The organism is Candidatus Njordibacter sp. Uisw_002 (assembly GCF_047730155.1).
GTDB lineage: Bacteria > Pseudomonadota > Gammaproteobacteria > Pseudomonadales > Balneatricaceae > Njordibacter.
In genome coordinates this window covers 1,726,469-1,750,690 of sequence record NZ_CP159832.1, presented here as the reverse complement: position 1 = coordinate 1,750,690, position 24,222 = coordinate 1,726,469, and the positions used below count along the sequence as shown (strand labels likewise).

Annotated in this window: 21 protein-coding genes; 12 read left to right on the top strand and 9 right to left on the bottom strand. The window is 44.3% G+C overall.

Annotated features, from left to right (window positions below; genetic code table 11):
* Window positions 1-10 precede the first annotated feature (10 nt).
* On the bottom strand, window positions 11-700 hold the full coding sequence (locus ABXT42_RS08305; RefSeq protein WP_443627685.1) for a nitroreductase family protein: 690 nt from the start codon (window positions 698-700) through the stop codon (window positions 11-13).
* Between the two features lie 109 nt (window positions 701-809).
* Window positions 810-1,706: a prepilin peptidase gene (locus ABXT42_RS08300; RefSeq protein ID WP_443627684.1), complete on the bottom strand. Its 897-nt coding sequence runs from the start codon at window positions 1,704-1,706 to the stop codon at window positions 810-812.
* A gap of 240 nt (window positions 1,707-1,946) precedes the next feature.
* Here ABXT42_RS08300 and ABXT42_RS08295 point away from each other — a divergent pair, with 240 nt between their 5' ends.
* From ABXT42_RS08295 to ABXT42_RS08275, 5 genes are all read left to right on the top strand, one after another.
* The gene (locus tag ABXT42_RS08295) at window positions 1,947-2,294 is read left to right on the top strand and encodes a RidA family protein (RefSeq protein WP_443627683.1); all 348 of its coding nucleotides are present in this window, start codon (window positions 1,947-1,949) and stop codon (window positions 2,292-2,294) included.
* A gap of 74 nt (window positions 2,295-2,368) precedes the next feature.
* Complete coding sequence (locus ABXT42_RS08290) at window positions 2,369-2,926, top strand: TIGR00730 family Rossman fold protein (RefSeq protein WP_443627682.1); 558 nt, start codon at window positions 2,369-2,371, stop codon at window positions 2,924-2,926.
* 33 nt (window positions 2,927-2,959) lie between these two features.
* A complete protein-coding gene (locus ABXT42_RS08285; RefSeq protein WP_443627681.1) occupies window positions 2,960-4,399 on the top strand; it encodes an aldehyde dehydrogenase family protein in 1,440 nt (479 codons plus the stop codon).
* Between the two features lie 100 nt (window positions 4,400-4,499).
* Entirely contained in the window at window positions 4,500-5,135 is a 636-nt protein-coding gene (locus ABXT42_RS08280) for a DUF2026 family protein (RefSeq protein ID WP_443627680.1), read from the top strand.
* Window positions 5,136-5,175: 40 nt separating this feature from the next.
* A complete protein-coding gene (locus ABXT42_RS08275; protein ID WP_443627679.1) occupies window positions 5,176-5,871 on the top strand; it encodes a pseudouridine synthase in 696 nt (231 codons plus the stop codon).
* Here ABXT42_RS08275 and arfB read toward each other — a convergent pair.
* Together arfB and ABXT42_RS08265 are read right to left on the bottom strand one after the other, a co-directional pair.
* Entirely contained in the window at window positions 5,851-6,270 is a 420-nt protein-coding gene (arfB, locus tag ABXT42_RS08270) for an alternative ribosome rescue aminoacyl-tRNA hydrolase ArfB (RefSeq protein ID WP_443627678.1), read from the bottom strand. The two genes, ABXT42_RS08275 and arfB, sit on opposite strands and share 21 nt — an antisense overlap.
* Before the next feature lie 11 nt (window positions 6,271-6,281).
* Window positions 6,282-7,238: a hypothetical protein gene (locus ABXT42_RS08265; protein WP_443627677.1), complete on the bottom strand. Its 957-nt coding sequence runs from the start codon at window positions 7,236-7,238 to the stop codon at window positions 6,282-6,284.
* Window positions 7,239-7,403: 165 nt separating this feature from the next.
* Between ABXT42_RS08265 and ABXT42_RS08260 the strand changes: the two genes are divergently transcribed.
* Window positions 7,404-8,021, top strand: a complete 618-nt coding sequence (locus ABXT42_RS08260; RefSeq protein WP_443627676.1) for a LysE family translocator — start codon at window positions 7,404-7,406, stop codon at window positions 8,019-8,021.
* 50 nt (window positions 8,022-8,071) lie between these two features.
* On the opposite strand, the gene ABXT42_RS08255 is transcribed toward ABXT42_RS08260, so the two are convergent.
* Window positions 8,072-9,256, bottom strand: a complete 1,185-nt coding sequence (locus tag ABXT42_RS08255; RefSeq protein ID WP_443627675.1) for a YbfB/YjiJ family MFS transporter — start codon at window positions 9,254-9,256, stop codon at window positions 8,072-8,074.
* Window positions 9,257-9,413: 157 nt separating this feature from the next.
* Between ABXT42_RS08255 and ABXT42_RS08250 the strand changes: the two genes are divergently transcribed.
* Window positions 9,414-10,568: an MFS transporter gene (locus ABXT42_RS08250; RefSeq protein WP_443627674.1), complete on the top strand. Its 1,155-nt coding sequence runs from the start codon at window positions 9,414-9,416 to the stop codon at window positions 10,566-10,568.
* Window positions 10,569-10,605: 37 nt separating this feature from the next.
* Window positions 10,606-11,004 (top strand): DUF2306 domain-containing protein, encoded by a 399-nt coding sequence (locus ABXT42_RS08245; RefSeq protein ID WP_443627673.1) that lies wholly within the window; start codon window positions 10,606-10,608, stop codon window positions 11,002-11,004.
* Window positions 11,005-11,020: 16 nt separating this feature from the next.
* On the opposite strand, the gene ABXT42_RS08240 is transcribed toward ABXT42_RS08245, so the two are convergent.
* On the bottom strand, window positions 11,021-12,124 hold the full coding sequence (locus ABXT42_RS08240; protein ID WP_443627672.1) for a mandelate racemase/muconate lactonizing enzyme family protein: 1,104 nt from the start codon (window positions 12,122-12,124) through the stop codon (window positions 11,021-11,023).
* A gap of 190 nt (window positions 12,125-12,314) precedes the next feature.
* Here ABXT42_RS08240 and acuI point away from each other — a divergent pair, with 190 nt between their 5' ends.
* The 3 genes from acuI to ABXT42_RS08225 all read left to right on the top strand — a co-directional run bounded on the left by acuI (window position 12,315) and on the right by ABXT42_RS08225 (window position 16,511).
* A complete protein-coding gene (gene acuI, locus ABXT42_RS08235) occupies window positions 12,315-13,295 on the top strand; it encodes an acrylyl-CoA reductase (NADPH) (protein ID WP_443627671.1) in 981 nt (326 codons plus the stop codon).
* A gap of 14 nt (window positions 13,296-13,309) precedes the next feature.
* Window positions 13,310-13,879: a peroxidase-related enzyme gene (locus tag ABXT42_RS08230; RefSeq protein WP_443627670.1), complete on the top strand. Its 570-nt coding sequence runs from the start codon at window positions 13,310-13,312 to the stop codon at window positions 13,877-13,879.
* Window positions 13,880-14,216: 337 nt separating this feature from the next.
* Window positions 14,217-16,511, top strand: coding sequence for an NADP-dependent malic enzyme (locus tag ABXT42_RS08225; RefSeq protein ID WP_443627669.1), 2,295 nt, complete (start codon window positions 14,217-14,219; stop codon window positions 16,509-16,511).
* A gap of 140 nt (window positions 16,512-16,651) precedes the next feature.
* Here the strand turns inward: ABXT42_RS08225 and ABXT42_RS08220 are convergent, their stop codons facing one another.
* Window positions 16,652-17,785 (bottom strand): MBL fold metallo-hydrolase, encoded by a 1,134-nt coding sequence (locus tag ABXT42_RS08220; RefSeq protein ID WP_443627668.1) that lies wholly within the window; start codon window positions 17,783-17,785, stop codon window positions 16,652-16,654.
* A gap of 267 nt (window positions 17,786-18,052) precedes the next feature.
* Here ABXT42_RS08220 and ABXT42_RS08215 point away from each other — a divergent pair, with 267 nt between their 5' ends.
* On the top strand, window positions 18,053-19,258 hold the full coding sequence (locus ABXT42_RS08215) for a DegT/DnrJ/EryC1/StrS family aminotransferase (protein ID WP_443627667.1): 1,206 nt from the start codon (window positions 18,053-18,055) through the stop codon (window positions 19,256-19,258).
* 23 nt (window positions 19,259-19,281) lie between these two features.
* Here the strand turns inward: ABXT42_RS08215 and ABXT42_RS08210 are convergent, their stop codons facing one another.
* Together ABXT42_RS08210 and ABXT42_RS08205 are read right to left on the bottom strand one after the other, a co-directional pair.
* Window positions 19,282-21,723: a GcvT family protein gene (locus tag ABXT42_RS08210; RefSeq protein ID WP_443627666.1), complete on the bottom strand. Its 2,442-nt coding sequence runs from the start codon at window positions 21,721-21,723 to the stop codon at window positions 19,282-19,284.
* Between the two features lie 59 nt (window positions 21,724-21,782).
* A complete protein-coding gene (locus tag ABXT42_RS08205; RefSeq protein ID WP_443627665.1) occupies window positions 21,783-24,206 on the bottom strand; it encodes an FAD-dependent oxidoreductase in 2,424 nt (807 codons plus the stop codon).
* Window positions 24,207-24,222 lie beyond the last annotated feature (16 nt).

The window sequence follows — 24,222 nt, the reverse complement described above, 5'->3', positions numbered from 1 at the left end:
AGCTGCAATCTCAAATAAGAGTGAGTATTTCATCTAGTGGTTTTTTAATCTTGGCCACGCTAGGCACGGTCGCGTCTTTTGCGGCATGGCCTACAGCTAAAATCATTACCGCTTTTTCATGTTTTGGTCGCCCCAGTAGTTTGTTTAAAAAACCCATGGGGTTGGGTGTATGTGTGAGGCTATAAAGGCCTGCATGGTGCAGTGCTGAAATAAGAAACCCCGTTGCAATACCCACACTTTCAGTGACATAGTAGTTTTTAAAACGATCACCATCGTCAAACACACCATAACGCTGAGCAAAGATCACAATCAACCAAGGAGCCACGTCTAAATGGGGCTTGTCTGCATTAGTGCCAATAGGCTCCAATGCTTTAATCCATTCATCGCCGCCCCCACCAGCATAAAACTTTTGCTCTTCAGCTTCTGCAGCTAAGCGAATTTCATGCTTTATTTGCGGGTTACGAATAGCCACAAAATGCCAAGGCTGGTGATTGGCTCCACTGGGCGCTGAGCCTGCAGTGCGAATGCAGTGTTGAATCACCTCATCAGGCACTTCACGTGGCGTAAATTCACGCACGGTATGGCGCTTTTGCATGGTTTGGTAATAAGCTAAGGCCGCCTCTTGCATCTGTTCATCGGTTATATCAGAACGCGCCGATAGTGCCACACTGGTATAGGAAAGTTGATCTCGTGCAAACATATAAATCTCTAGTTAATTAATACGCAAAAACTCATTAAAGATTAATTCTAATTCTGGAGGCATTTTTTCATTATGTCTAATGCTTTTTTCATTACTTTAATAAGTCGTTTTAAGTTAGCTCAAATAAGCGCCATAGCTGCTCACCCCAAAGCAAGTAAGTTAAACCTCCAGCAGCTAAAAAAGGCCCAAATGGCATTTTCGGGTCCGTAGGCGTGGATCTAAGGCGAAGGCCTAAGCCTATAATGATGCCTGTTACAGATGAGGCTAATACGATGATGGGGAGCGCTTGCCAGCCTAACCAAGCACCTAATGCGGCTAATAGCTTAAAGTCGCCATAGCCCATGCCATGGCGCCCTGTGGCTAATCTAAAGCCCCAGTAAATCAGCCACAATACTAGGTAGCCTGCCACAGCGCCCCAAAGCGCATCTTGTAAGCTAGTGTATCCGCCTAGAGCGTTAACTACTAAACCCAACCATAGTAAGGGCAGTGTTAGCTGATCTGGTAATAATTTATGTTCTAGGTCAATAAACGTTAGCACTACCAAGCAATACATCAGTATTAGGGCCATGATGGTGGTGGCGCTTGGCCCCAGTGACCATGCTATTAAAAGGCCTAAGGTCGCCGTTAATAATTCCACCAGTGGGTATATAGAGCTAATGTGCACCTTACAAAAAGCACATTTTCCGCGCAATAAAACATAAGAAATAACAGGTATATTATGCCAAGGTTTTAAGGGTGTAAGGCATTGGGGGCATTGTGAACCAGGCCAAGCAATGGCTGCCAACGCGGGCTTTGGAAGTGACTGATCTTGCTCTATTTGTGAATCTTGCTTGGAGGACTCTAACAATAAGCGGCATTCATGTTGCCATTCTTGGTGCATGGCTTTTGGCAGCCTAATAATAATCACATTGAGAAAGCTACCCACCAATAAACTCAATAAACCTGCACCTATTAACCACAGGGTTGGGTGCTGTTGTAACACGTTAAAAAAGCTGTAGCTGGTCATTTTATCTGGGCGTCCGTTTCACGTAAAAGTCTCAATTTATATAATGAACTATAACAGCCCTTTATTGTAGCTAAATAACAACCCACTCATTAATGACCGATGAAAAGCGGGTATAAGGGATCATTTTTAATGATGTCTGCGCTATAACGCATTAAACCAGGCAGCGCCTTAAAGATAGGATCAATTGATTTGCTTCAACATGGGCTTTGGTCTTATCATTGAGCTTTTGAGGACAAAATTATGAACATAGGACGTCACGGCACTAGCGAGCGCAGTAGTAAAGTTGTAGTGCACAACAATGTAGCCTATCTTTGTGGGCAAGTTGCAGCAGACGCTGAACAAGATATTACGCAGCAAACCCAAACCATGCTGGCTAAAGTAGACGAGTTGTTAGCCAGTGTAGGTTCTGATTCTACGCGCATGTTAACAGCGACTATCTACTTAAAATCGATGGACGATTTTGCCGCTATGAACCTCGTTTGGAACGCTTGGGTACCTGCAGGCCATGCACCAGCAAGGGCTTGTGTAGAAGCGGCAATGGCTAGACCTGCTTTGTTAGTTGAAGTTTCTGTGACGGCAGCCTGCTAGTCCTAACCTCTATTAATCCAGCTGTGACCGCATAAGATAGATGTTCACGCTCAAAACCTAAAAGGCGAATATAGATGCAAAATGTATGTGTTTTTTGTGGTGCTAATCCAGGTAAAGAGCCTTTATTTATGGAATCTGCAAAAGCTTTAGGTGCCGCTATAAGTAAAGCGTCTATGGGTTTGGTTTATGGTGGTGCGCACTTTGGCCTAATGGGGCAAGTCGCAGATGCTGCATTAGCTGGGGGCTCAAAGGTGGTTGGAGTAATTCCCAAAGCTTTTGCTGAAAATGTGTCCCATGAAGGATTAACGCAATTGCATGTAGTGGATTCAATGCATGCAAGAAAAGCTAAGATGTTTGATTTATCTGATGCCTTCATTGCTTTACCAGGTGGATTTGGCACACTGGAAGAACTCACAGAAGTGTTAACATGGGCGCAACTGGGATTTCATCAAAAACCCATTGGTTTACTCAATATTAATGGCTATTATGATGCTTTATTAGCTTTTTTTGACCAAGCAGTGATAGCTGGTTTTGTAAAGCCACACCACTTAGAGCTGTTGCTTGTGCATGAAAATCCTGCAAAGTTACTCAAGCTCTTAGAAGATTATCAGCCACCAAGTCATGGTGCCTAGTCCAATTAATTAGATGTGTTAGAGAATCACCTTATGATCGATAGTAAAAAGTTTTACATTAACGGGGCATGGGTTGCACCTTTGTCTGGTAGTGAGATGGATGTGGTAGACCCTTCCACTGAAAAAGTGTGTGCTGTCATTTCCATAGGTGGTCAAGCTGACACAGATGCTGCTGTCGCTGCTGCAAAAGTAGCTTTTGATAGCTGGAGTCAAACTTCAAAAGCATACCGTTTAGGATTGTTGAAAAACTTCCTCAATATTTACCTTTCGCGTGTAGACGAAATGGGTCAAGCCATCAGCATTGAAATGGGTGCCCCTATTGATATGGCCATAACCTCTCAAGCAGAATCGGGCTCAAGCCACACTGAAGGTTTGATTAGTGAGCTGGAAAAGTTTGAGTTTGAGCGTGTATTAAATGACCAAGCACCCAATGATCGCATCATTTACGAAGCTATTGGTGTGTGTGCATTAATCACTCCTTGGAATTGGCCCATGAACCAAGTGAGTCTAAAAGTGATTGCTGCGATGGCTGCCGGCTGCACCATGGTTCTTAAACCTTCTGAAATTGCACCACTATCAAGCTTGGTATTTGCTGATATGATTCACCAAGCTGGGTTTCCCGCAGGCGTCTTTAATATGATTAATGGCGACGGTGTTGGTGTAGGCTCACAATTAACCAGTCATGCAGATGTTGATATGGTGTCTTTCACAGGCTCTACTAGAGCAGGTGCGCTTATTTCTAAAAATGCAGCAGACAGTGTAAAGCGGGTGGCATTAGAGCTGGGTGGTAAAGGCGCCAATATAGTGTTTGCTGATGCTGATGAAAAAGCGGTGTCACGGGGTGTTTTCCATTGCTTTAATAACACTGGCCAATCTTGTAATGCGCCTACGCGTATGCTGGTAGAGCGCAGTTATTATGACACAGCCGTTGCACTAGCCACCGCTGCTGCTGCAAAAGTGCAAGTAGGTAAAGCATCTGAGCACGGGCGTCATATTGGCCCTGTGGTATCTGAGCTACAATATAACAAGATTCAAGGGCTTATTAAGGTAGGCATTGATGAGGGAGCACGTGTTGTTGTGGGTGGCCTTGGCAAACCAGAAGGTTTGGAAACAGGTTATTTCGTGAAACCTACCATCTTTGCTGACGTCAATAACGACATGAATATCGCTCGTGAAGAAGTATTTGGCCCCGTGTTGTGCATGATCCCATTTGATACAGAAGAAGAAGCCATCAACATAGCCAATGACACAGTATACGGTTTAACTAACTATGTTCAAACCCAAGACAGTGCCAAGGCAAACCGCATTGCACGCCGCTTACGTTCTGGCATGGTGGAGATGAACGGCACTTTTAGGGCTTTAGGCTCTCCATTTGGTGGTTATAAGCAATCAGGTAATGGCAGAGAAGGAGGCGTTTGGGGTTTGGAAGATTTCTTAGAAGTGAAATCTATCAGTGGTTGGAGCAACGACTAATACTATCGGTTATAATTAAGGCTGGCTAAGAGGGTAGGCGATTTTCCTGCTTACTTTGCCGGCTTTTCTTTTACCCTTTGAGAATTTAATAATACCTACTATGCTCATCACTCTTGCCGATTACCGCCGTATCTATTCCACTATCCACTCTTTACTTATTGCTGACAGCGTGGATAGCCATGAAGCCAGCATGTTATTTAGCGTGTATGGCGCCCAAATTTTAAAACGTCATTATGGTATTGCCGCGCAACCTGTCATGGGATCTGCGGCCTACCATTTAGGTTTACAGGCGAAGGTGTTAGCGTTTGGAGACTACCAGGCTGGACAGTTAAAAAGTAGCGATAGCCAACACCATTGGTGGATTGAAGCTGATGGATACTTGATAGATTTCATGGCGCCGCTATTTCCTGTGTTGGTTAAAAGGGCTGGAAAAGAGGCCCGTATAGACCCTTGGATGATGCAAAAGCCTATGGCAAAAGCCAAAAAAATATTAACGGATGTACAAGCCCAAGGCGACTTTTTTATCTCAGAAAATAACGTCTTGGCAAGTGAAAAGATGTCAGCGATGGTAACAGAAAAAGCCCATATTCAGCGGGGTAAGTTGGCAATAGACTGGTTTGTTAAAACGCCTAAAAAAATGCCATCCCCTCTTAATGTAAAATTTGAAGGTGCCTTACAAGCAAATAAAACTAAGCTAATAACGTATAAAAGCTTTCTTGTTAGTGGCGCTTGGTAGCTTGCAGTAAAGGCTTAGGTAAAAATTTAGGTAGGCATTCATGGTTTCATATGCGGCTAGATTAGATAAGTTTATCAGCCAAGAGTTAAGCTATAAAAAGCGCCAAGTTCAGCTTTTACTTGCTCGTGGTTTAGTGATTTTAGATGATGTGGTTTGCTTTGACGGTGAGCAGATTATTGGGCAATTTTCTAAAATAGAAGTGGAAGGCAAACTTCTAAGGCATCACAAACCTATCTACGTGATGCTCTATAAACCTGCAGGCATTGTCAGCGCTACGGTAGATGACCAACACACGACAGCGTTGGAGCTTTTGCCGCCAAAGTATCACCACTTACATATCGCTGGGCGGCTAGACCTGCACAGCACAGGCTTATTGCTATTATCAAATGATGGCCAGTGGTCTCGAAAAATCACTCAGCCACAGACCAAACTTGCCAAATACTACACAGTCAACGTGACCCATCCCATTACCCAAGACCAAGTGGATGGTTTCAACGAAGGTATTTATTTTGCCTTTGAAAATTTGACAACACTTCCTGCACAGCTGCATGTGCTTTCGCAAACCACAGCGCAAGTCATACTAAAAGAAGGTCGCTATCATCAAATAAAGCGCATGTTTGGGCATTTTAGTAACCCAGTGCTAGACATTCATCGCACCCAAGTAGGCCACATTAAATTGCCTATAGACTTTGTGCCTGGCGACTATAAAGTAGTCTCAGACCCCATGCACTTTTGAGCGTAATTTTTTCGTATGTCCTTTTTGAGTTTTGCCATCCAAACGTCTGGTTTTGGAGCCTTTAGTGGGTTTTGTGGCGATGCGTCTTTTCTCTTGCACCATGGCAGCTTGGATGACTAGGGTCAATTGCTCTAGAGCGGTTTGACGATTAGCATCTTGGCTGCGACTGCCTTGTGATTTAATAATAATCTTACCTGACGCACTGATACGGTGGTCTGAGGTATTGAGCAATTTGTGTTTCACGTAGGCAGGCAAAGAAGTGGAGGCGCGGATATCAAAAAACAAATGCACAGCTGTAGAGGTTTTATTCACATGTTGGCCTCCTGCACCTTGTGAGCGGATAAACTGTTGCTCAATCTCGTGATCAGGAATAATAATACGGGTAGAAATTTTTAGCATGGCCTTATTTTCTATGGTCTCATCAAGTGCTTTTGTTGGAACTCAGGGCCTACCTTAGTCAGCCAGTAGCTCATAGCGCTGGTAAACATAAATGCAAATACTAAGCGAAACCAAAGTACCCCAGAAAGGTGGGCGCCTAATAATATGACCAGCAGGGTGTCTTCAATTAAACTATGGCAAAAGCCAAGGAGTATTAACGAAGTAAACACGTCCTTTTTAGACACATGACCAGCATGTGCTTCTTTAATTAATAACCCACCTCCAAAAGCGATGCCTAAGGTGATGCCAACTAAAGTAATAGTGGTGGCTTCTTTACCAATGCCTACTAGTTTAAGTAGCGGGCGCAGCATCCATTGGATGACTTTTTCTACTCCCAGCATGCGCATTATTTTTAAAAAAGTAAGCAATATTATAATAACGATTTGAATCATCACCAAAGCTTTTGCTTGGGCTAGAAACCAATAGACCAAGCCGTCAGGTATGGGTTGGGGCTGCCACATCATTTGCGCAGGCTCCTGTAATGTTTGGGTTTGATCATAAAATATATGCAATAACCAAGCAAAAGCAAAAGCGCCAAGCATGCGCGTAATAATTGCCACACGCATTCTCATGCCTGCTAACTGCGCAATGCGGGTCTCAATAGGCAGACCATGAGCCATCAATAAAAGGCCGCCTAAAACAGTCATTTGGGCCACGGTTAAAGTGTTATCAGCAGCGACTGAATAAAGCACAATCATGCCGCCATAGATATTGGTGGCAATAGTGGCAGCCCACACTAAGCCCATTTCTTCAGGCAAACCAACCAGCGCCATGAGAGGGCCTAGCCATTGACCTAAAAGGGTTATAGCACCTAGTTCCTCAAGCACTTTCACCAGTAAAATGATGGGTATCATAAGCTTGAATAACGGCACAGATACTGTGACTACTTCGTCAAATAGTGTTTTAAAAAATGTGCGCGTTTGAAACATAAATAAACCTTAACTTGGATAGTGCTTTAGAATAATGACCGCACTAATGTATGGGCTGATGGTAACTGATTTGCCTGAAAATGTCTTAGATGGTGCCCATTCATTGACACAGATTAGAACGCCGTGCACTATCCTTGCTAAGTATAAATTCAATGGACGAAATTAATGAGTACCGCTTTATTGTTCGCGTTAATCCCTACCTTTTTCTTTGTTTCTGTGACGCCAGGAATGTGCATGACCCTAGCTCTTACCCTAGGTATGACTGTAGGCATACGCCGCACTATGTGGATGATGCTAGGAGAGCTTTTTGGTGTAGGGTTAGTGGCTGTGTCAGTGGTAATTGGTGTGGCAGCACTTATTGTGCAATACCCACAATTGTTTGTAATACTCAAACTGGCAGGTGGGGGCTACCTGCTATATCTTGGCATCCAACTATGGCGCTCTCGTGGTAAAATGGCTATAGACCTTAACGGCGTTCCTAACAATACAGGCCGCCTACAGTTAGCTACTCAGGGCTTTATTACGGCAGTGGCCAACCCTAAAGGCTGGGCTTTTTTTATTGCGTTGTTACCGCCATTTATAGATCCAGCGCGGCCGTTAGTAAGCCAGATGGTGATTTTGCTGACGGTGATTTTAACATTGGAGGCTATGTCTTTAATGGTATATGCCTTAGGGGGCAAAAGCCTAAGTAAAGCATTGCAAAAAAGCGGCAATGTGCGCCTGATGAACCGTATTGCAGGCACGTTAATGATTGGTGTAGCGGGTTGGTTGGCTCTGGGTTAAATCTGGCTGGCTAATAGATTTAACTATAAAGTACCTAAACATGATTTATATTACTCATGCTTACGCAAGCTATAGATCAACCAGCAACCCAAAAGCATGATGCCGCTAGAAATGATAATGCTTAAATGGTAGTTACCAGACCACTGTGCAAGCATGCCAGCAGCAGCAGGAGCAGCTACTTGAGCTACGCCATATGACAAAGTCATCTTGCCCATCATTTTTGCTGGGCGGGTAGGAAAGTAGCGCCCTGCCATAGTGAGCACCAAGCTTACAATGCCAATAAAGGTGCCACCAAATAAAGCAGCCCCCACAAAGGTCCATATTAAACCTGGGCTTAATATAGGGATGAGCATGCCGGTAAATTGTAAAATGTAGGCTAATAATAGCGCGTTTAAATTACCCACCTTACGGGCCACAAGATCCCAAATAATACACGCAGGAGCAGCAGCAAGGCCAATGATCATAAACGTTAAGGCGCCATAAGCACTGTCGCCAGCGATTTGGTTTACATGGGCAACAATGAAGGTAATGATAACGGCATAGCCCACACCCGCGCAAAAGTAGGCCAGCATAAAGCTTTGGAGAAATTGCTTGGATGGAGGCTGATCCATCATCTTATCTCCCCCCACTGTATAGCCGCTTAGATTAGGTCTGGGCAGCCAAAACCATGCGGGTATAGCTAACAATGCCCCAAATGCTGTGAACCAATACCAGTGCTGTTGCCAGCTTATTTGCTCTGCGATTAGGTATACAAATAGAGCTGTTAAAAAGATGCCCGCACCCATACCAATGAAATGAATGCCCAGTTCAGAGCGTGATTGATGACGTAATAACCAGTGCATCACTAAACCCGATCCTAAAAGTAATCCAGCGGCGCTACTTAGGCCTGAAAAAAACCGCAAAGCGCCCCATATCCAAAAATTTTGAGTCAGCGCTAGGCCCAAGGTAGTAGCTAACGCCACCAATAACCCTAGCCGATACAGATGATCCTTTTTTTGTAGATCGCTAATGTTTGCGGCAATTAAAGCACCGCAAAAGTAGCCAGCGTAGTTGAAGGCCGCTAGCCATCCACCTTGAGCAATGCCTAAGCCTGCGTGCTGCTGCATTAAAGGCAGCATCGGGGTGTAGGCAAAGCGTGCAATACCCACCATTAATATAAGGCTGGCAATGCCTGCACATAACACTTTAAGTCGTTGGATATCTTGTGTAAATGACTGAAAATAAGGGCTTTGCATAGGGTTTTAGTGCGCAAGTAAATAGCGAAGGGCACAGTATGGCAGGCATTGCCCACATTACAATCTAGACATTAAGCTAACAGGATTTATTTGCCTTCATCGGCTACACTTACCTTTTACGATTTACCAAACAATAGTGCATAAAAAGGATCAATTAATGCCCTCTAGTACAAAATTAACTAAGGCTGGTGGACAACTTGTATTTTCTGGTTTCTTTTTCGCTTATTTTACTTGCTTTGGTTTGGTATTACCGTTTATGCCTTATTGGATGGTAAGCCGTGGACTGGATGCTGAGGAAGCTGCGCTTATTCTTAGCTCTGCATTTGTGAGTAAGGTGTTTTTTGGCCTAGGTGTGGGAGTATTAGCAGATGCCACTGGCCATAAAAAACGCTGGATCTTAGCTTTATCGGTGTTGGCATTTTTGGGCTTTAGTGTGTTTTTACAATTTGAAACCTTTTGGCCCATGCTTTTGACTTGGTTTATAGTGGGTGCATTGCAAACTAGTCATATTCCTATGGTAGATGGGCTAGCAATTGCCGCTACTCGTTTGGGCAAGCTCAATTATAGCAAGGCCCGCTTGTGGGGATCTGTGGCCTTTATTATCTCTTCTACCCTTAGCGGGCTGTACATCACTGCATTTACTATAGAGGCCTACCCTCAGCTTTTATTGGTGTTAGCTGCAATTGTGATTGTATTTTCGCTATCCCTACCAGATATCCGTCCACAAGCTAAAACAAATCGTAAATTAGCCTTTATAGAGTTGTTTAAATTGCCTGGTTTTGTTGTCATTGTAGCTGCTGGCTCTTTGTTGCAAGCTAGTCATGGAGCACTCTATACCATTGGCACCTTACATTGGATTAAGGCTGGTATCAGTGAATCAGTCATAGGGCTATTGTGGGCCCAAGGTGTAGCTGCAGAGGTGGTGTTGTTTGCCATTGGCATGTGGTTAATACTTAAGGTGGGTGTTAAAGGCCTTTTGTGGATGGCAGTGATAGCAGCAGTGGTGCGTTGGCTTACCTTGGGGTTCTCTACTGACGTTGCCGTGCTGTTTATCGTGCAACTTTTACATGCGTTCACTTTTGCAGCCACCCACTTGGCAATAAACCAATACATTACCCAAAAAGTGCCAGATCAGCTCACAGCTTCCGCTCAAACACTATATGACTCTCTAGCGTTAGGAGCTTTCATGGGCATTAGCATGACCATCGCTGGCAGTTTGTACGAACATATTAGTGGTCAGGTATTTTGGGTGATGGCTTTAATATCTCTTTTTGCAGGCATTGTGCTTAGGCGCTATGCTCATTTAATTTAACCACAAACATTGCTCCATTAGCACCTAAGGCTTTATTATGAATCTAGATCTGTGGTATGAAACCTTATCATTTATGCATTTAGGTACCATTGCGCCAGCATTTCTAATGGCTACTTTTATGATGGTCACTAAAAAAGGCACTGAAGTACATAAGCTTATAGGTCGCATCTATATGGTATTAATGCTGTTTACAGCCATGGTCACTTTATTGATGTCAGCCCAAGTTGGTCCAAGACTATTTAACCATTTTGGCTTTATTCATCTACTTAGTGTGCTGGTACTTTATTGCGTGCCTAGCGCTTACTGGGCCATTAAAAATGGCAATGTGAAAAGGCATAGGTGGTCTATGATAGGGCTTTACATTGGTGGACTCATCGTTGCTGGCGGCTTCACCTTGATGCCTGGGCGTATGCTTGGCAACATGTTGTTTGGGTGAAGATGGCCAGCCATATTTAAAAAGAATGTACTAGATGGCCAATGCGATCCTCTTGGGGTGTTATGCCTAAGCCGAAACCAGTAGGTAAATCGAAAAAACCGTCTGTGCAAGCAACAGTGTTTGCTGGATCATAACTCTCTTCTATGTAGTTGCCAGCGGTCCACACACCCTCCAGCATGGCAGGCTTTACAGTAGCGCCCATATGTAAAATAGCCGCAGAGACAATGTCTCCGCCCCAGCTGTCTTCACAAGTATGTGGCAGGCCGCGGGCTTCACATACGTCTCGTATGGTAGCCATGGCGTTGAGGCCACCTACTCGTGTGAGCTTTAAGCCGAAGCCATCGCATGCATTCATAGAAATAGCTCTAAGAACGTCGTTAATGCCTTCAATATTTTCATCAAGAGCAATAGGATGAGCTATTTGGGGACGAATATTGCTCACCTCTTCCATCGTATTACAAGGCTGTTCAAACAAGAAAGGAATATCTTTGCAGGCTAAGCTTAATTGCATGGCTTGGCTGCCGGTCATACCACGGTTTGCATCAACCACTAGGTTGGCTTTGTTACCTACAGCTTCCCAAACCTTGCGGATGGCTTCAATGTCTTCAGCCACATCTCGGCCACCGGATTTAATTTGAAGTCGCTTGTAACCTTGAGCTAGCTTATCTTTGGCCTTACGTGCAGTGTCATCAGGAGAGCCCTTACTGATAGCAAAATAAGCAGGCAGGCGCTCTCGCACTGGGCCGCCCAATAAATCACACACGCGTACTTTGTAATATTTGCCCATCAAATCCATAATTGCAAAATCTATGGCGGCCTTGGCGTAGTTGTGACCATTGAGTAGATCGTTCATGCGCCTTTGCAATAATAGCGGGTGTAAGCAAGAGCTACCGATTAAATCAGGAGCAAGATGGCACAACGCCGCTCTAGCGCCAAGTGCATGTTGGGGTTGGTAAGCGGGGCCCAGGGGAGACACTTCCCCCCAGCCTACTAAGCCATTATCAGCCACCACTTTTATAATAGTGGCATCAATTGAGGTTAAGGTCATGGTGGACATAATATATGGCCCATCAACGATACGTTGGTCTTTTTGGTAGATGTGGATTTCTGAGATTTTCATAGGTGATTTGTTATATTTATTAATATGCCTCTAAAACTATCACTTTGTTCAAAAGAGGGCAATGACGTTAATAAGCCTCCAATATGAGAGCCTGTCGCAACAAAAATGATTACCAAAGACTAATACTTTTATGTCCATTTAAAGGTATTATGTAGCCTAATCTACCAACATTAACAATGAGATTTTTCTAATGAAAGCACTGCTAATTAACAAGGACGACACAGGTTACACCGCCAAATTAAGTCAGATTGAAGAATCACAATTACCTGAAGGTGATGTATTGGTGAAAGTGGATTATTCCACCCTAAATTACAAAGATAGTTTGGCGATTACAGGAACATCTCCAGTAGTGCGCAGCTTTCCTATGGTGCCTGGAATAGACCTTGCTGGTACGGTAGAAAAAAGTGACCATAACGACTTTAAAGTAGGCGATAAAGTAGTGCTTAACGGGTTTGGTGTAGGTGAGGGGCATTGGGGTGGATTGGCGCAAGTGGCCCGTGTGAAGGGTGATTGGCTAGTGCCGTTGCCTACTGCCTTTACTCCTAAACAAGCCATGACTATAGGCACAGCCGGCTACACTGCGATGTTATGTGTAATGGCCCTAGAACAACATGGCGTAACACCAGATAAAGGCGAAATACTAGTCACTGGGGCTGCTGGTGGTGTGGGCAGTGTTGCAATAAGCCTGTTAGCCAAATTAGGTTATAACGTTGTGGCTTCAAGTGGCCGTGCGCAAGAAACAGATTATTTGTTAAGTTTAGGTGCCACTGCCGTGATGGATCGTAGTGAGCTAAGTGAAAAAGGTAGGCCGTTAGCAAGAGAGCGTTGGGCAGGTGCAATAGATGCTGTGGGTAGTCATACATTAGCTAATATTTGCGCATCTATGAAGTATGGTGGCACAGTGGCTGCGTGTGGATTGGCCCAAGGGTTTGATTTACCAGCGACAGTAATGCCGTTTATCTTACGTGGCGTCACCCTAGCAGGTATTGACAGTGTGTATCGTCCAAAGGCCGATCGTATTGCAGCATGGAACCGCTTAGCGCAAGATTTAGACCTTGCTCATCTAGAAGCTATTATGACTGAAATTACCTTAGAGCAAGCCTTGAAAACGGCTCAAGACCAAATAGATGGACTAACTCGTGGTCGTTTTGTAGTTAATGTAAATGCTTAATTAGGAACCAAGCTATGAGCCATATTAGTCGTTATCCCGTGGCCGCTTTAGATAGTTTGCCAGCAGACATTAAAAGTAGGGTGTTAGCGGTGCAAGAAAAGGCAGGTTTTGTACCTAACATTTTTTTGGCAATGGCTCATCGTCCAGACGAATTACGTGCATTTATGGATTACCATGATGCGTTAATGATAAAGGATAGCGGCCTAACCCAAGCTGAGCGGGAAATGATCATTGTGGCTACATCTAGTGACAACGGTTGTTTGTACTGTGTGGTAGCTCATGGGGCAGTCTTGCGCATACGAGCTAAGGATGCTTTGGTGGCTGATCAAGTGGCGATCAATCACCTTAAAGCTGATATTTCGGCGCGGCAAAAAGCCATGCTAACGTTTGCGCTCAAAATATCTAACAATGCTCAAGCCACAAGTGACGAAGACTTTACGATGCTCAAAGGCCACGGTTTTAGTGAAGATGATACGTGGGATATTGCTGCTATTACTGCCTTCTTTGGGCTCAGTAATCGTCTGGTTAATTTTGCCTCCATACAGCCAAATAAAGAGTTTTATAACATGGCTAGGGATGTTTAAACTCTGATTAGAATCCAGGTATTATTAGCAGGTGCCATGATGTACCTGCTTGGCTCTCTCCATACTCAAATGCTCCTCTGAATCTTTAATCTGAAATTTCTCAATCTTTAAAACGGTTGCTTTAGTTTGGCTATAAAAATGTAAATAAATTACAATAATGCCAATAAAAAATCTATAATTGACATATATTTGCAATTTTTGTAGTATTACTACATAAATTTAATTGGCAGTAGAAGCTTTAGCTTTTACTCTGAACGCGCTACCCTTGTGCGCCTATTAAATACCCACTAACGACATCGCTTTTGTTTGTTAAATAATTACTCTTAAGGAAATGTTCATGTCTGAGTCTCTTAAAGATAGTGCAATGCGCTACCATACTCATCCCACGCCCGGTAAATTGTGTATTCAGCCCACAAAACCCTTGGCAAATAAAAGAGACTTAGCGATGGCATATTCACCAGGTGTAGCTTACGCCTGTGAAGCCATTGTGGAAGATGTGGGCATGGCAGCAGCAGTCACTGCTCGTGGCAACTTGGTAGGTGTTATTACCAATGGTACAGCTGTTTTGGGCTTAGGTAATATTGGTCCACTAGCTTCTAAACCAGTGATGGAAGGCAAGGCTGTTTTATTTAAGAAATTTGCCAATATTGACGTATTTGATATTGAGATTCAAGAAAATGACGTTGATAAGTTAGTGGACATAATTGCCTCGTTAGAGCCTACTTTTGGCGCCATTAACTTAGAAGACATTAAAGCGCCAGAATGCTTTTTAGTAGAAAAAGCTTTGCGTGAGCGTATGAATATCCCCGTATTTCATGATGATCAGCACGGCACAGCCATTGTAGCTGCGGCTGCGGTTTATAATGGTTTACGAGTGGTAGGCAAAAAAATAGAAGACATTAAGGTAGTAGGCTCAGGCTCAGGCGCCGCTAGCATTGCATGCCTAGACTTGCTTGTGAGCATGGGGCTCCCTCGCGATCACGTCACCTTAATAGATCGCTCTGGCGTTATCTATAAAGGCCGTGACCACGGGATGAACCCTTGGAAGGAAGCTTACGCAAGACAAACCCAAGACCGCACCTTAGCTGATGCTATGGTAGATGCTGATTTGTTTATGGGTTTATCAGCTCCAGGAGTACTTACCCAAGACATGGTCAAAACCATGGCCCCAAGACCACTTATCTTAGCCATGGCTAACCCTACGCCAGAAATTATGCCAGAGCTTGCTATGGCAGTGCGGCCAGATGCAATTGTGGCTACCGGGCGCTCAGACTTCCCCAACCAAGTGAATAATGTGTTGTGTTTTCCCTTTATCTTTCGTGGTGCATTAGATTGTGGTGCCACAACTATTAATGAAGCCATGAAGCATGCCTGCGTTAGAGCCATTGCAGATTTAGCCTGTAAAGAAGTAACAGATGTGGTGGCATCAGCTTACCCAGGTGAAAACTTCAAATTTGGCCCACAATACCTTATTCCAAAGCCTTTTGACCCGCGCTTAATAGAAGAAGTGCCATTGGCTGTAGTGAAGGCAGCGATGGAAAGTGGTGTAGCTACTCGCCCTATTGAAGACCTTGATGCCTATCGCGTTAAATTGCAAAGCTATGTGAATCAGGCTGGCTTGTTTATGCAGCCTATGATTGAAAAAGCTAAGCAAGGCCCTAAGCGTCGTATCGTTTATGCTGAAGGTGAAAACGAAGACGTGCTCATGTCTTTGCAAGCTACAGTGGATGAAGGTGTAGCAAAGCCTATTCTTATTGGCCGTAAAAATGTGATTGAAAAATCACTTGATCGGTTGAGCTTAAGTTTTAAGTTAGGCTTAGACGTGGATGTGTTTGACCCTAAAGATTGTGATTTACACAGCCGCTATTGGCAGCACTATCATGCCAAAGTGGCACGCAAAGGTATTTCCGTAGAAACTGCAAAACACGATATGCGTAATAACACCACTGCGTTAGCCTCTGTTATGGTTAGCTTAGATGAAGCCCATGGAATGATATGCGGCAAAGTGGGGCGCTTTGATACCCACTTTAAAACCTTGTATCAGGTGCTAGGTCGTAAAACACCAGACACGCATGTATCTACCGTATGTGCTTTGTTGTTACCCAGTGGTCCTTTATTTTTAGCTGATGCGTTTTTAACTGTAGATCCCACAGCGCAAGAGCTTGTGTCGACCACTGAAGCGAGTATGGAATTCGTACGTCAGTTTGGTATTGAGCCCAAAGTAGCACTATTATCCCACTCTAACTTTGGCACATCTAGCGACCCACAAGCGCATAAAGTACGTGATGCCTCTGCAACACTTCGAAAGCGTTATCCTGATGCCCAGATAGAAGGTGAAATGCATTCATACACGGCCCTTAACGAAGAGTTGCGCCAGACAATTTTCCCCAACTCAAAGCTTACTGGGCAGCCCAATTTGCTGATAATGCCCAACTTAGACACTGCCAACATTACCTTAGGTCTTATTCGCTCATTAACAGATGCCTTACTTATCGGCCCATTTGTGCATGGTTTAGCTAAACCTGCTCATATTGTTATCCCGTCGGTTTCAGGCCGTGGCATATTTAATATGAGTGCGATTACTGCTGCCGACGTAGAATTGCACTGTGAAACTAATGAATGCAGTATCTAATTTTAATTATTTCCCATTTTTTCTACGCAAAGCTCATTGATGGTCTACACTTCTAAAAGTTAGTTCATCTCTGAGTGTTTTTTGCCCAATTTATTGGGCTTTTTTTTGCCTAAAATAATTCAACAATGTCATAGTTCATGTTAAAAATTTTTCCACCAAGGTGCTCTAGCTTTGGGCTCATCCTGCAATTGAATGAGTTCACCTATACGTGGAATAACAAACGCTTGGTGTTGCTCTTTTGCTATGAGGGCCGTTTGTGCTGCAGGCTCATCCCATGGGTGTAAGGATAAAGTGAAAGCACCCCAGTGCACAGGCATCAAAATATGAGCCTCTAAATCTTTTGCGGCTTGTACGCTTTGTTTTGGCGTCATATGAACCTTATCCCAGCGGAAGTTATATTGGCCTGAATCTAATAAGGCCATATCGATAGGTCCAAAACGCTTACCCACTTCTTTAAAATGAGGGCCGTAGCCACTATCACCACTAAAAAAAAACCTTTGTTGCGGCGCTTCTACCATCCACCCACCCCAAAGAGTTGATTTGATATTGCCTAAGCGCCTGCCAGAAAAGTGACGCGCAGGGGTTAAAGTAAGGGTGATGTCATCCAAGTCGTTAGACTGCCACCAATCCATTTCGCTAATGCGCTCCTTTGATATACCCCAGTGCAATAAATGTTGTCCCACACCAAGGGGTACATAGTAATGTTTTACCTTGGCATCTAGTTGCATAATTGTAGGGTAGTCTAAGTGGTCATAGTGATCATGAGAGATGATCACCGCGTCTATAGTGGGTAGCTGTGAAGGCTCAATAGGCAGTAGATCGTTATAACGAGGGCTACCAAGAGACGTGTGAGGCGCTGCAATCTTGCTAAAGATAGGGTCAAACAATAAGGTTTTATTGGCTGTTTGTAATAAAAATGTGGAATGGCCATACCAGAGAAGTTGGTTTTTATTAAGTGGGTTTGCAAGCAGTGAAGAGTCTGTTTGGATTATCTCAATGTTGTTTTTTGGGGCCAGATTTTGCGCTGTCATATAGTCCCATAAACTACTTATCATAAGGCTAAAGGACTGGTTTAAGGGAGTGTTGAGTTGATTATTAAATGTGGCATCTGAAAAGTTTTTTGACTCAAAGTAAAGCTTTTGCTGTGCTGGTGTCATGGCTGCACCAAATACATCAGCATTTTTATACCAATAATACAAAGCCCCGCCAAACGACACCCCTAGCAATAACACAAGTGTCATAGCTACGCGGGTGATGCTCAATTTTTTACTCATTCAAAAGTCATCCTTAATTTTTTAAATCGTCTATGCTACAGCCGCATAGTTAGAGCTTCTGATTAGAATGTCACACATAGGGTTTGATAACAATTAACCTTGAGCTAGTGTAGTCTAGTAGTATTGAAACACATGGCCTTTACATCATTTTACTTTTAATTAATGCAATGTTATAACGCTTACCATATTAGTAATACGATGTTCCCCTTGCGATGATTTACTCGGTGTGAGATCTTACCGCACAGTATACAAACATGAGCTTTAGTGATGCCAAAACTACATTTTAAAAAACCATTTACCCAACAAGAAGCCATTCCAGAGGCCGCTAAAAAAAGAGTGATGGAGCTACTTGATTCGGGCCGATTACACCGTTATAACACGGTGGGAGATGAGTGGTCTGATGCGGCTTTACTTGAGCAAAGTTTTGCACAATATCAGGGGCGAAAATATTGCTTAGCCTGCACTTCAGGAGGCTATGGTTTGCATATTGCATTGCGCGCTATGGGTTTGCAAGCAGGCGATGAAGTGCTCACTAATGCTTATACCTTGGCGCCTGTGCCTGGGGCTATTTTTGCCGCCGGTGGCAAACCTGTGTTGGTGGAAATAGGTGAGGATTACCACCTTGATTTGGCTGATTTAGAAGCTAAAGCTAAAAGCAGTAATGCTAAAATTTTGTTGTTATCTTTGATGCGTGGGCACATTCCTAACATGGAAAAGCTGATGACTTTGTGTAACAAACTAGGTTTACAGGTATTAGAAGACTGTGCACATACTATGGGTGGAGCATGGGAGGGCAAAAAGTCTGGTAATTTTGGTCAAGTAGCGGCTTTTAGCTTACAAACCTACAAGCACTTAAATACAGGTGAGGGTGGTTTAGTAGTGACTGATGATGCAATGATTGCAGCGCGTCTTATTATGCATTCAGGCTCTTATATGCTTTATGAGCGCCATGGAGCAGCGCCTAAGCCTGAGGTGTTTGAAAACATTCGCTTAACCAGTGCCAATATGTCTGGGCGTATGGATAACATACGTGCGGCTATAGGTTTGTCGCAGATGCCCAGGCTTGATGCAAATTGTGCACGGTGGAATAGCCGCTACGCTATTTTACACAATACTATTGCTGCAGTTGCAGGGTTAGATATTCCACTTAGAGATGACAGAGAATCGTTTGTGGGCAGTTCACTACAATTTCGCCCAACTAGCTTAAGCCTAGCGCAAATACCGGCCTTTATTGAGGCCTGTGCAGCGCAAGGGGTAGAGCTTAAGTGGTTTGGTGATGATAAGCCAAAAGCCTTCACCAGTCGCTATGATAGCTGGCACTACATTGATCCCATGCCACACTTACCCAACACTCTTAAGGCCTTAGAAAAAACTCTAGACCTTCGTGTGCCGCTCACATTTAACGATGAAGATTGTTATTTAATAGGGGCGGTTATAGAGCAAGTCATGGGTGAATTTATGGTGAGTGCCTAGGTCAAGCACCCACCATAAAAGGTCTAGGCTTTTGGGCGTAGGCCTTTAGGGTCGTAAAAACCTTGCAAGCTAGCTTGAGCTGAGTATCGCTTTAGTGCAATCTCTATTTCAAACGTCGCTTTTGATAAACGAATAGGTGACAAGTCAGGCGAGTTCACATAGCCCATACCAATAGCGCTACCCACAGCGTGGCCGTACATGCCCGAAGTAAGGTAGCCTACTATTTCACCGTCCATCACTATAGGTTCGTTGTGGAACAACATGGCGTCTTTATCATCCAGTTTAAACTGAACTAACCTTCGATCTGTGCCCTTAGCTGCCAATTGTTCCTTAAACCCGTTAATGCCAATAAAACTGCTCACATCAGGTTTGGCCGCCCAGCTTAGGCCTGCTTGAAATAAGTTATCTTCTGGCCCAACATCATGGCCCCAGTGCACAAACCCTTTTTCCATACGTGCGCTGTTTACGGCATGCATACCTACGTTGCGAATGCCAAATTCTTCACCGGCTGCAAATAAAGCACGATAAACTGTAGCCGTATGTTGGGCTGGCACAAATAACTCCCAACCTAGTTCACCCACGTAGCTCAAACGCTGTACCCACATTTTTATGCTAGCTACTTCCATCAACTTGCCTGTAGCAAATGGGAAAGCTTCGTTGCTTAAATCTGCAGTGGTTACCTTAGACAATACATCTCGAGCTAATGGACCTTGCAGCGCCATAGCGCCAAAATTCATACTAATGTCCTGTAAAAGCACATCGTCTGTTAGGCGATGGTTTAAATGCCACCAATCCCGTGAGTGGGAGCTAATGCCAGTAATCACCCAATAAGTGGTTTGCCCTGTGCGCACTATGGTAACATCGGCTTCGATCCCACCACGGGCGTTAAGGAAGTGTGTGTAAACTACTTTGCCTATGGGAATATCGATGTTACCAGAACAAATATATTGCAAATTTTTAGCAGCGGCAGGGCCTGTGACTTCAAATTTACCAAAAGAGGACATATCGTAAAGGCCTACACCCTCGCGCATAGCCATGTGTTCTTGTTTGTTATTTTCAAACCAGTTGGACTTTTGATAGCTATATTCATATTTAGCTTCTTGGCCTGGGTTAGCAAACCAGTTTGCTCGCTCGTAACCACAGACCTCTCCAAAACAAGCCCCAGCCTCTTTAAGTTCTTGGTGTAAAGGCGAGTGAATCTGATCGCGTGCAGTTTCGTATTGGTAAAATGGCCAATGCATTGCATAAGTGTGGCCTAAGGCCTCAGGAATGCGCTCAGCGACGTATTCGTCGTGTTGTTGAGCTGGGTGATGGCGGCGTAGATCGCACTCTGTGACGTCGCCTGATGGAAAGCCGTCAATCATCCAGTCGGCCATGATTTTACCCACGCCACCGCCTGCTCCAATGCCTTTTGAGTTCATACCTGCAGCAATAAATAGCTTATCTACTTCTGAGGTAGGCCCAAGCAAGTGAAGGTTGTCGTTGGTGAAGCTTTCTGGGCCATTAAACCAAGTGCGAATGCCTGTGGTTTCTAGCTGAGGAAACACATCCATGCTGCTCATTACATAGGGCTCCACGTGGTCTTGATCTAATGGGAATTGACCAAAGCAAAAATCATCCGCTATCTTACTCATCGGCATGCCAATGGCATTGTCTTCAAACCATCCCACCAACATTTTACCCGCGTCTTCTTTAAAATAAAGGCCTTGGTCGTAGTCACGAAGAACAGGACGAGGTGTTAAGCCTTCCATTTCTTCAGTGACAATGTATTGGTGCTCACAGGTATAAATAGGTAAATTAACACCTACAGTTTTGGCAAGGTCGCGCGTCCACATGCCACCACATAAAATAACCTGGTCTACTTCCATAGTGCCTTTGTCAGTGCGAATGCCAGTAACCACATTATCTTTGATGATGAGCTCCTCCATAGCAGTGTTTTCAAAGATTTCCACACCATTCATGCGCGCACCTTTAGCCAGAGCCATAGTGGTGTCGATTGGGTTGGTTTGGCCATCATCTGGAGTATACAGAGCACCGATAATACCGTCTGTATTGATACCTGGGTAGAGCTTCTCAAGGCGTGTGTTATCAATCATTTCCGATTCCACACCAAATACTTTTGCCATAGATGATGTGCGTTTAATCTCTTCAAGGCGTGCTTCAGTGCGGGCTAATGAAATACTGCCAATACGCTTATAGCCTGTGGCTTGACCTGTTTCTTCTTCCAAACCTGCATAGAGTTCATGGCTATACTTAGCGAGGTTTGTCAAAGTAGGTGTGGGCCACAATAAGCTCACAAGGCCAGCAGCGTGCCAAGTAGTGCCGCAAGTGAGCTGTTTACGCTCAATCAGTACAACGTCTTTAATGCCGCGTTTAGCTAGGTGGTAGGCTACGGAGGTGCCAATAATACCGCCACCAATAATGGCAATGCGGGCTTTTTCTGGTAATACTTGGGTGTTGCTCATAACGTTCTCTTTCATAATGGGTCAAGGTGACCCATTACTTTAATGGTTAGTATTGATGCCTAACTTCGCAACAAGCTGTTGTTGGGATTATATGTAGCATCAAATTCCACATGGCAATGACGAGTGCCGATTGAAGTTTCGACAGTAAGTGCCTGACCGTCTTTACAATGCTCAGGCTTTAAATAGGCAAAGGCTAAACTCTTTTCTACACGATAGCCATAGGCTCCGCCGGTAATTATGCCGGTCAGTTCGCCATTAGCAAACACAGCTTCGTTACCAAAACATTCTGCAGGTACATCGTCATCAAACACAAGATAAGCAAGCTCTATAGACAGACCATCTGTTTGGCGTTGGCGCATATTATCGCTGCCAATAAAGTCTCGATTTAGATCCAAAAAGCGACCCATACCCGCTTCTAGGCCTGACATTTCTTCAGTAAATTCGGCACCATAAGCACGATACATTTTTTCCATACGCATGCTATTAAAGGCACGCGTGCCAAAATCTCGCAGACCCAATGGCTGGCCATTTTCCATCAATGATTCATAGATAGAAATAAGCTGCCACGTAGGCATGTGTAATTCCCAACCTAGTTCACCAGCATAGGAGACTCGCATGGCAAACACAGGGGCAGAATCCAGCTGAATCGTTTGGCAAGCCAACCAAGGAAAAGCACTGTTAGACAGGTCATCTTCACAAATGCTCTGTAAAATGTCTCGTGCTTTGGGCCCGGTTAGCAATAAGCCACCCCAGTCTTGGGTAAAGTCTTCTATGGACACATCAAAGTCACCTACGTGCTGCTGCATCCATTGCAGGTCTTTTATTTGCGAGCCAATAGCACCCATCAATACAAAGTGATCGTGGCTTATGCGGCTTACGGTTTGCTCAGCCATAATGCCGCCATTTTTGGCATGGAACAAAGTAAGACTAATACGGCCATCTTTAGCAGGTAGCTTATTACATGACAAATGATCTAAAAAGGCATAAGCATCGGGGCCCATGACTCTAAATTTGGCAGTACCACTCACGTCGGTAATGCCACAAGTGTTTTGCACAGCAGCGCATTCTTCAGCGACAACAGCATGGGTTTCATTATGAGTCCAAGTGTCACTTTCGTTGCGGACTGCATCGGTTTTAAACCAAGCTGGCTTTTCATAGCCTGCCGTTACAAAATGCACGGCATCCTTTTGTGCCATCACGGTGTGTAAAGCACTGGTGCGAATAGGGCGGCCATGGGGGCGGTTTTCAGTCGGTGAAGCGGCTAGATACATCCGTTCGTAAGACTCTATAGCACGGGTAACACAGTAGTTTTTATCAGCCCAATGACCAAAGCGACGGCTATCTAATGACGCCATATTAAGCTCAGTTTGGCCATAAACCATCCACTGTGCCATGTATTTACCAATACCACCTTGAGCAATACCGATAGAGGCGCCAGTCATATTCCAAAAGTTAGTTAAACCCTCAACTGGGCCTACTAAAAAATTGTCATCAGGGGTATGAGTAATCGGACCGTTGATGATGGTCTTTACACCCACCTCTTCAAATAAAGGCACAAGCTCCATACAGCGCTCCAGCCATGGCATTAAGCGCACTAAGTCACCAGCAAATAATTCTCTGTCAAAGTCCCAATCCATGCCTTTAAGGGCCCAAGGTTTTGATCCACGCGTTTCATAAGGCCCCACCAATAAGCCATTGCCTTCTTGGCAAATATAAGCAGAAGCAGTGGAATCTCTTGTGACAGGCATTTCTTTCACTAAAGCGGCAATGTCTGGATGATCTTCGGTGATGAGGTATTGATGCTCAAGGTTAATAATAGGCACATGTGCGCCCACCATCCGGCCCACTTCAGGGGCAAAACAACCTGCAGCATTAACCACATGTTCAGCAATAATATTGCCCTGCTCAGTAATCACTTCATAGCCGGCCTGAGGCAAAATTTTAATATCAATGACTCGATTAAAACGGCTAATTTTAGCTCCGTTATCACGTGCCATTTGAGCTAAAGGCATAACCACAGACGTTGGGTCGACTCGACCATCACCAGGGGTATATAAAATACATCGCGCACCATCAAAATTCATCACAGGGTTAATCGCTTTGGCTTCTTCTTTAGACACCCAGCGCATTTCACAACCAATGTTGTGAGCTCTACTCATTACATTTTGAAACCACTGTTCTTCAAGCTCGGTATAACCTACGCGTAGGCTGCCGCACTTGTGGAAAGTGGAGTCTAGACCTGTTTTAGCGGGTATGATTTTGTCATACAGTTCAATAGTGTAATCGTGAATTTTAGATAAGGTGTGGTTGCCGTTAAAATTAGGGCACAAGCCTGCAGCGTGCCATGTGGACCCGCTGGTAAGCTCACCTTTTTCAATGAGTACTACGTCAGTCCAACCTTCTTCTGTAAGGTGGTACATAAGGTTAACGCCAAGGGATCCGCCGCCAATAATGACAACGCGTGCATGGGATTGTAGGGACATAATAAATCTTCTCTTA

Excerpts from the sequence above, each read along its gene's own strand:
- acuI (WP_443627671.1), top strand. The coding sequence starts at position 12,315 with ATGAAAGCACTGCTAATTAACAAGGACGACACAGGTTACACCGCCAAA.
- ABXT42_RS08285 (WP_443627681.1), top strand. The coding sequence starts at position 2,960 with ATGATCGATAGTAAAAAGTTTTACATTAACGGGGCATGGGTTGCACCT.
- ABXT42_RS08295 (WP_443627683.1), top strand. The coding sequence starts at position 1,947 with ATGAACATAGGACGTCACGGCACTAGCGAGCGCAGTAGTAAAGTTGTA.
- ABXT42_RS08265 (WP_443627677.1), bottom strand. The coding sequence starts at position 7,238 with ATGTTTCAAACGCGCACATTTTTTAAAACACTATTTGACGAAGTAGTC.
- ABXT42_RS08210 (WP_443627666.1), bottom strand. The coding sequence starts at position 21,723 with ATGAGCAACACCCAAGTATTACCAGAAAAAGCCCGCATTGCCATTATT.
- ABXT42_RS08260 (WP_443627676.1), top strand. The coding sequence starts at position 7,404 with ATGAGTACCGCTTTATTGTTCGCGTTAATCCCTACCTTTTTCTTTGTT.
- ABXT42_RS08280 (WP_443627680.1), top strand. The coding sequence starts at position 4,500 with ATGCTCATCACTCTTGCCGATTACCGCCGTATCTATTCCACTATCCAC.
- arfB (WP_443627678.1), bottom strand. The coding sequence starts at position 6,270 with ATGCTAAAAATTTCTACCCGTATTATTATTCCTGATCACGAGATTGAG.
- ABXT42_RS08300 (WP_443627684.1), bottom strand. The coding sequence starts at position 1,706 with ATGACCAGCTACAGCTTTTTTAACGTGTTACAACAGCACCCAACCCTG.
- ABXT42_RS08245 (WP_443627673.1), top strand. The coding sequence starts at position 10,606 with ATGAATCTAGATCTGTGGTATGAAACCTTATCATTTATGCATTTAGGT.
- ABXT42_RS08230 (WP_443627670.1), top strand. The coding sequence starts at position 13,310 with ATGAGCCATATTAGTCGTTATCCCGTGGCCGCTTTAGATAGTTTGCCA.
- ABXT42_RS08240 (WP_443627672.1), bottom strand. The coding sequence starts at position 12,124 with ATGAAAATCTCAGAAATCCACATCTACCAAAAAGACCAACGTATCGTT.
- ABXT42_RS08255 (WP_443627675.1), bottom strand. The coding sequence starts at position 9,256 with ATGCAAAGCCCTTATTTTCAGTCATTTACACAAGATATCCAACGACTT.
- ABXT42_RS08250 (WP_443627674.1), top strand. The coding sequence starts at position 9,414 with ATGCCCTCTAGTACAAAATTAACTAAGGCTGGTGGACAACTTGTATTT.
- ABXT42_RS08205 (WP_443627665.1), bottom strand. The coding sequence starts at position 24,206 with ATGTCCCTACAATCCCATGCACGCGTTGTCATTATTGGCGGCGGATCC.
- ABXT42_RS08290 (WP_443627682.1), top strand. The coding sequence starts at position 2,369 with ATGCAAAATGTATGTGTTTTTTGTGGTGCTAATCCAGGTAAAGAGCCT.
- ABXT42_RS08220 (WP_443627668.1), bottom strand. The coding sequence starts at position 17,785 with ATGAGTAAAAAATTGAGCATCACCCGCGTAGCTATGACACTTGTGTTA.
- ABXT42_RS08275 (WP_443627679.1), top strand. The coding sequence starts at position 5,176 with ATGGTTTCATATGCGGCTAGATTAGATAAGTTTATCAGCCAAGAGTTA.
- ABXT42_RS08215 (WP_443627667.1), top strand. The coding sequence starts at position 18,053 with ATGCCAAAACTACATTTTAAAAAACCATTTACCCAACAAGAAGCCATT.
- ABXT42_RS08225 (WP_443627669.1), top strand. The coding sequence starts at position 14,217 with ATGTCTGAGTCTCTTAAAGATAGTGCAATGCGCTACCATACTCATCCC.
- ABXT42_RS08305 (WP_443627685.1), bottom strand. The coding sequence starts at position 700 with ATGTTTGCACGAGATCAACTTTCCTATACCAGTGTGGCACTATCGGCG.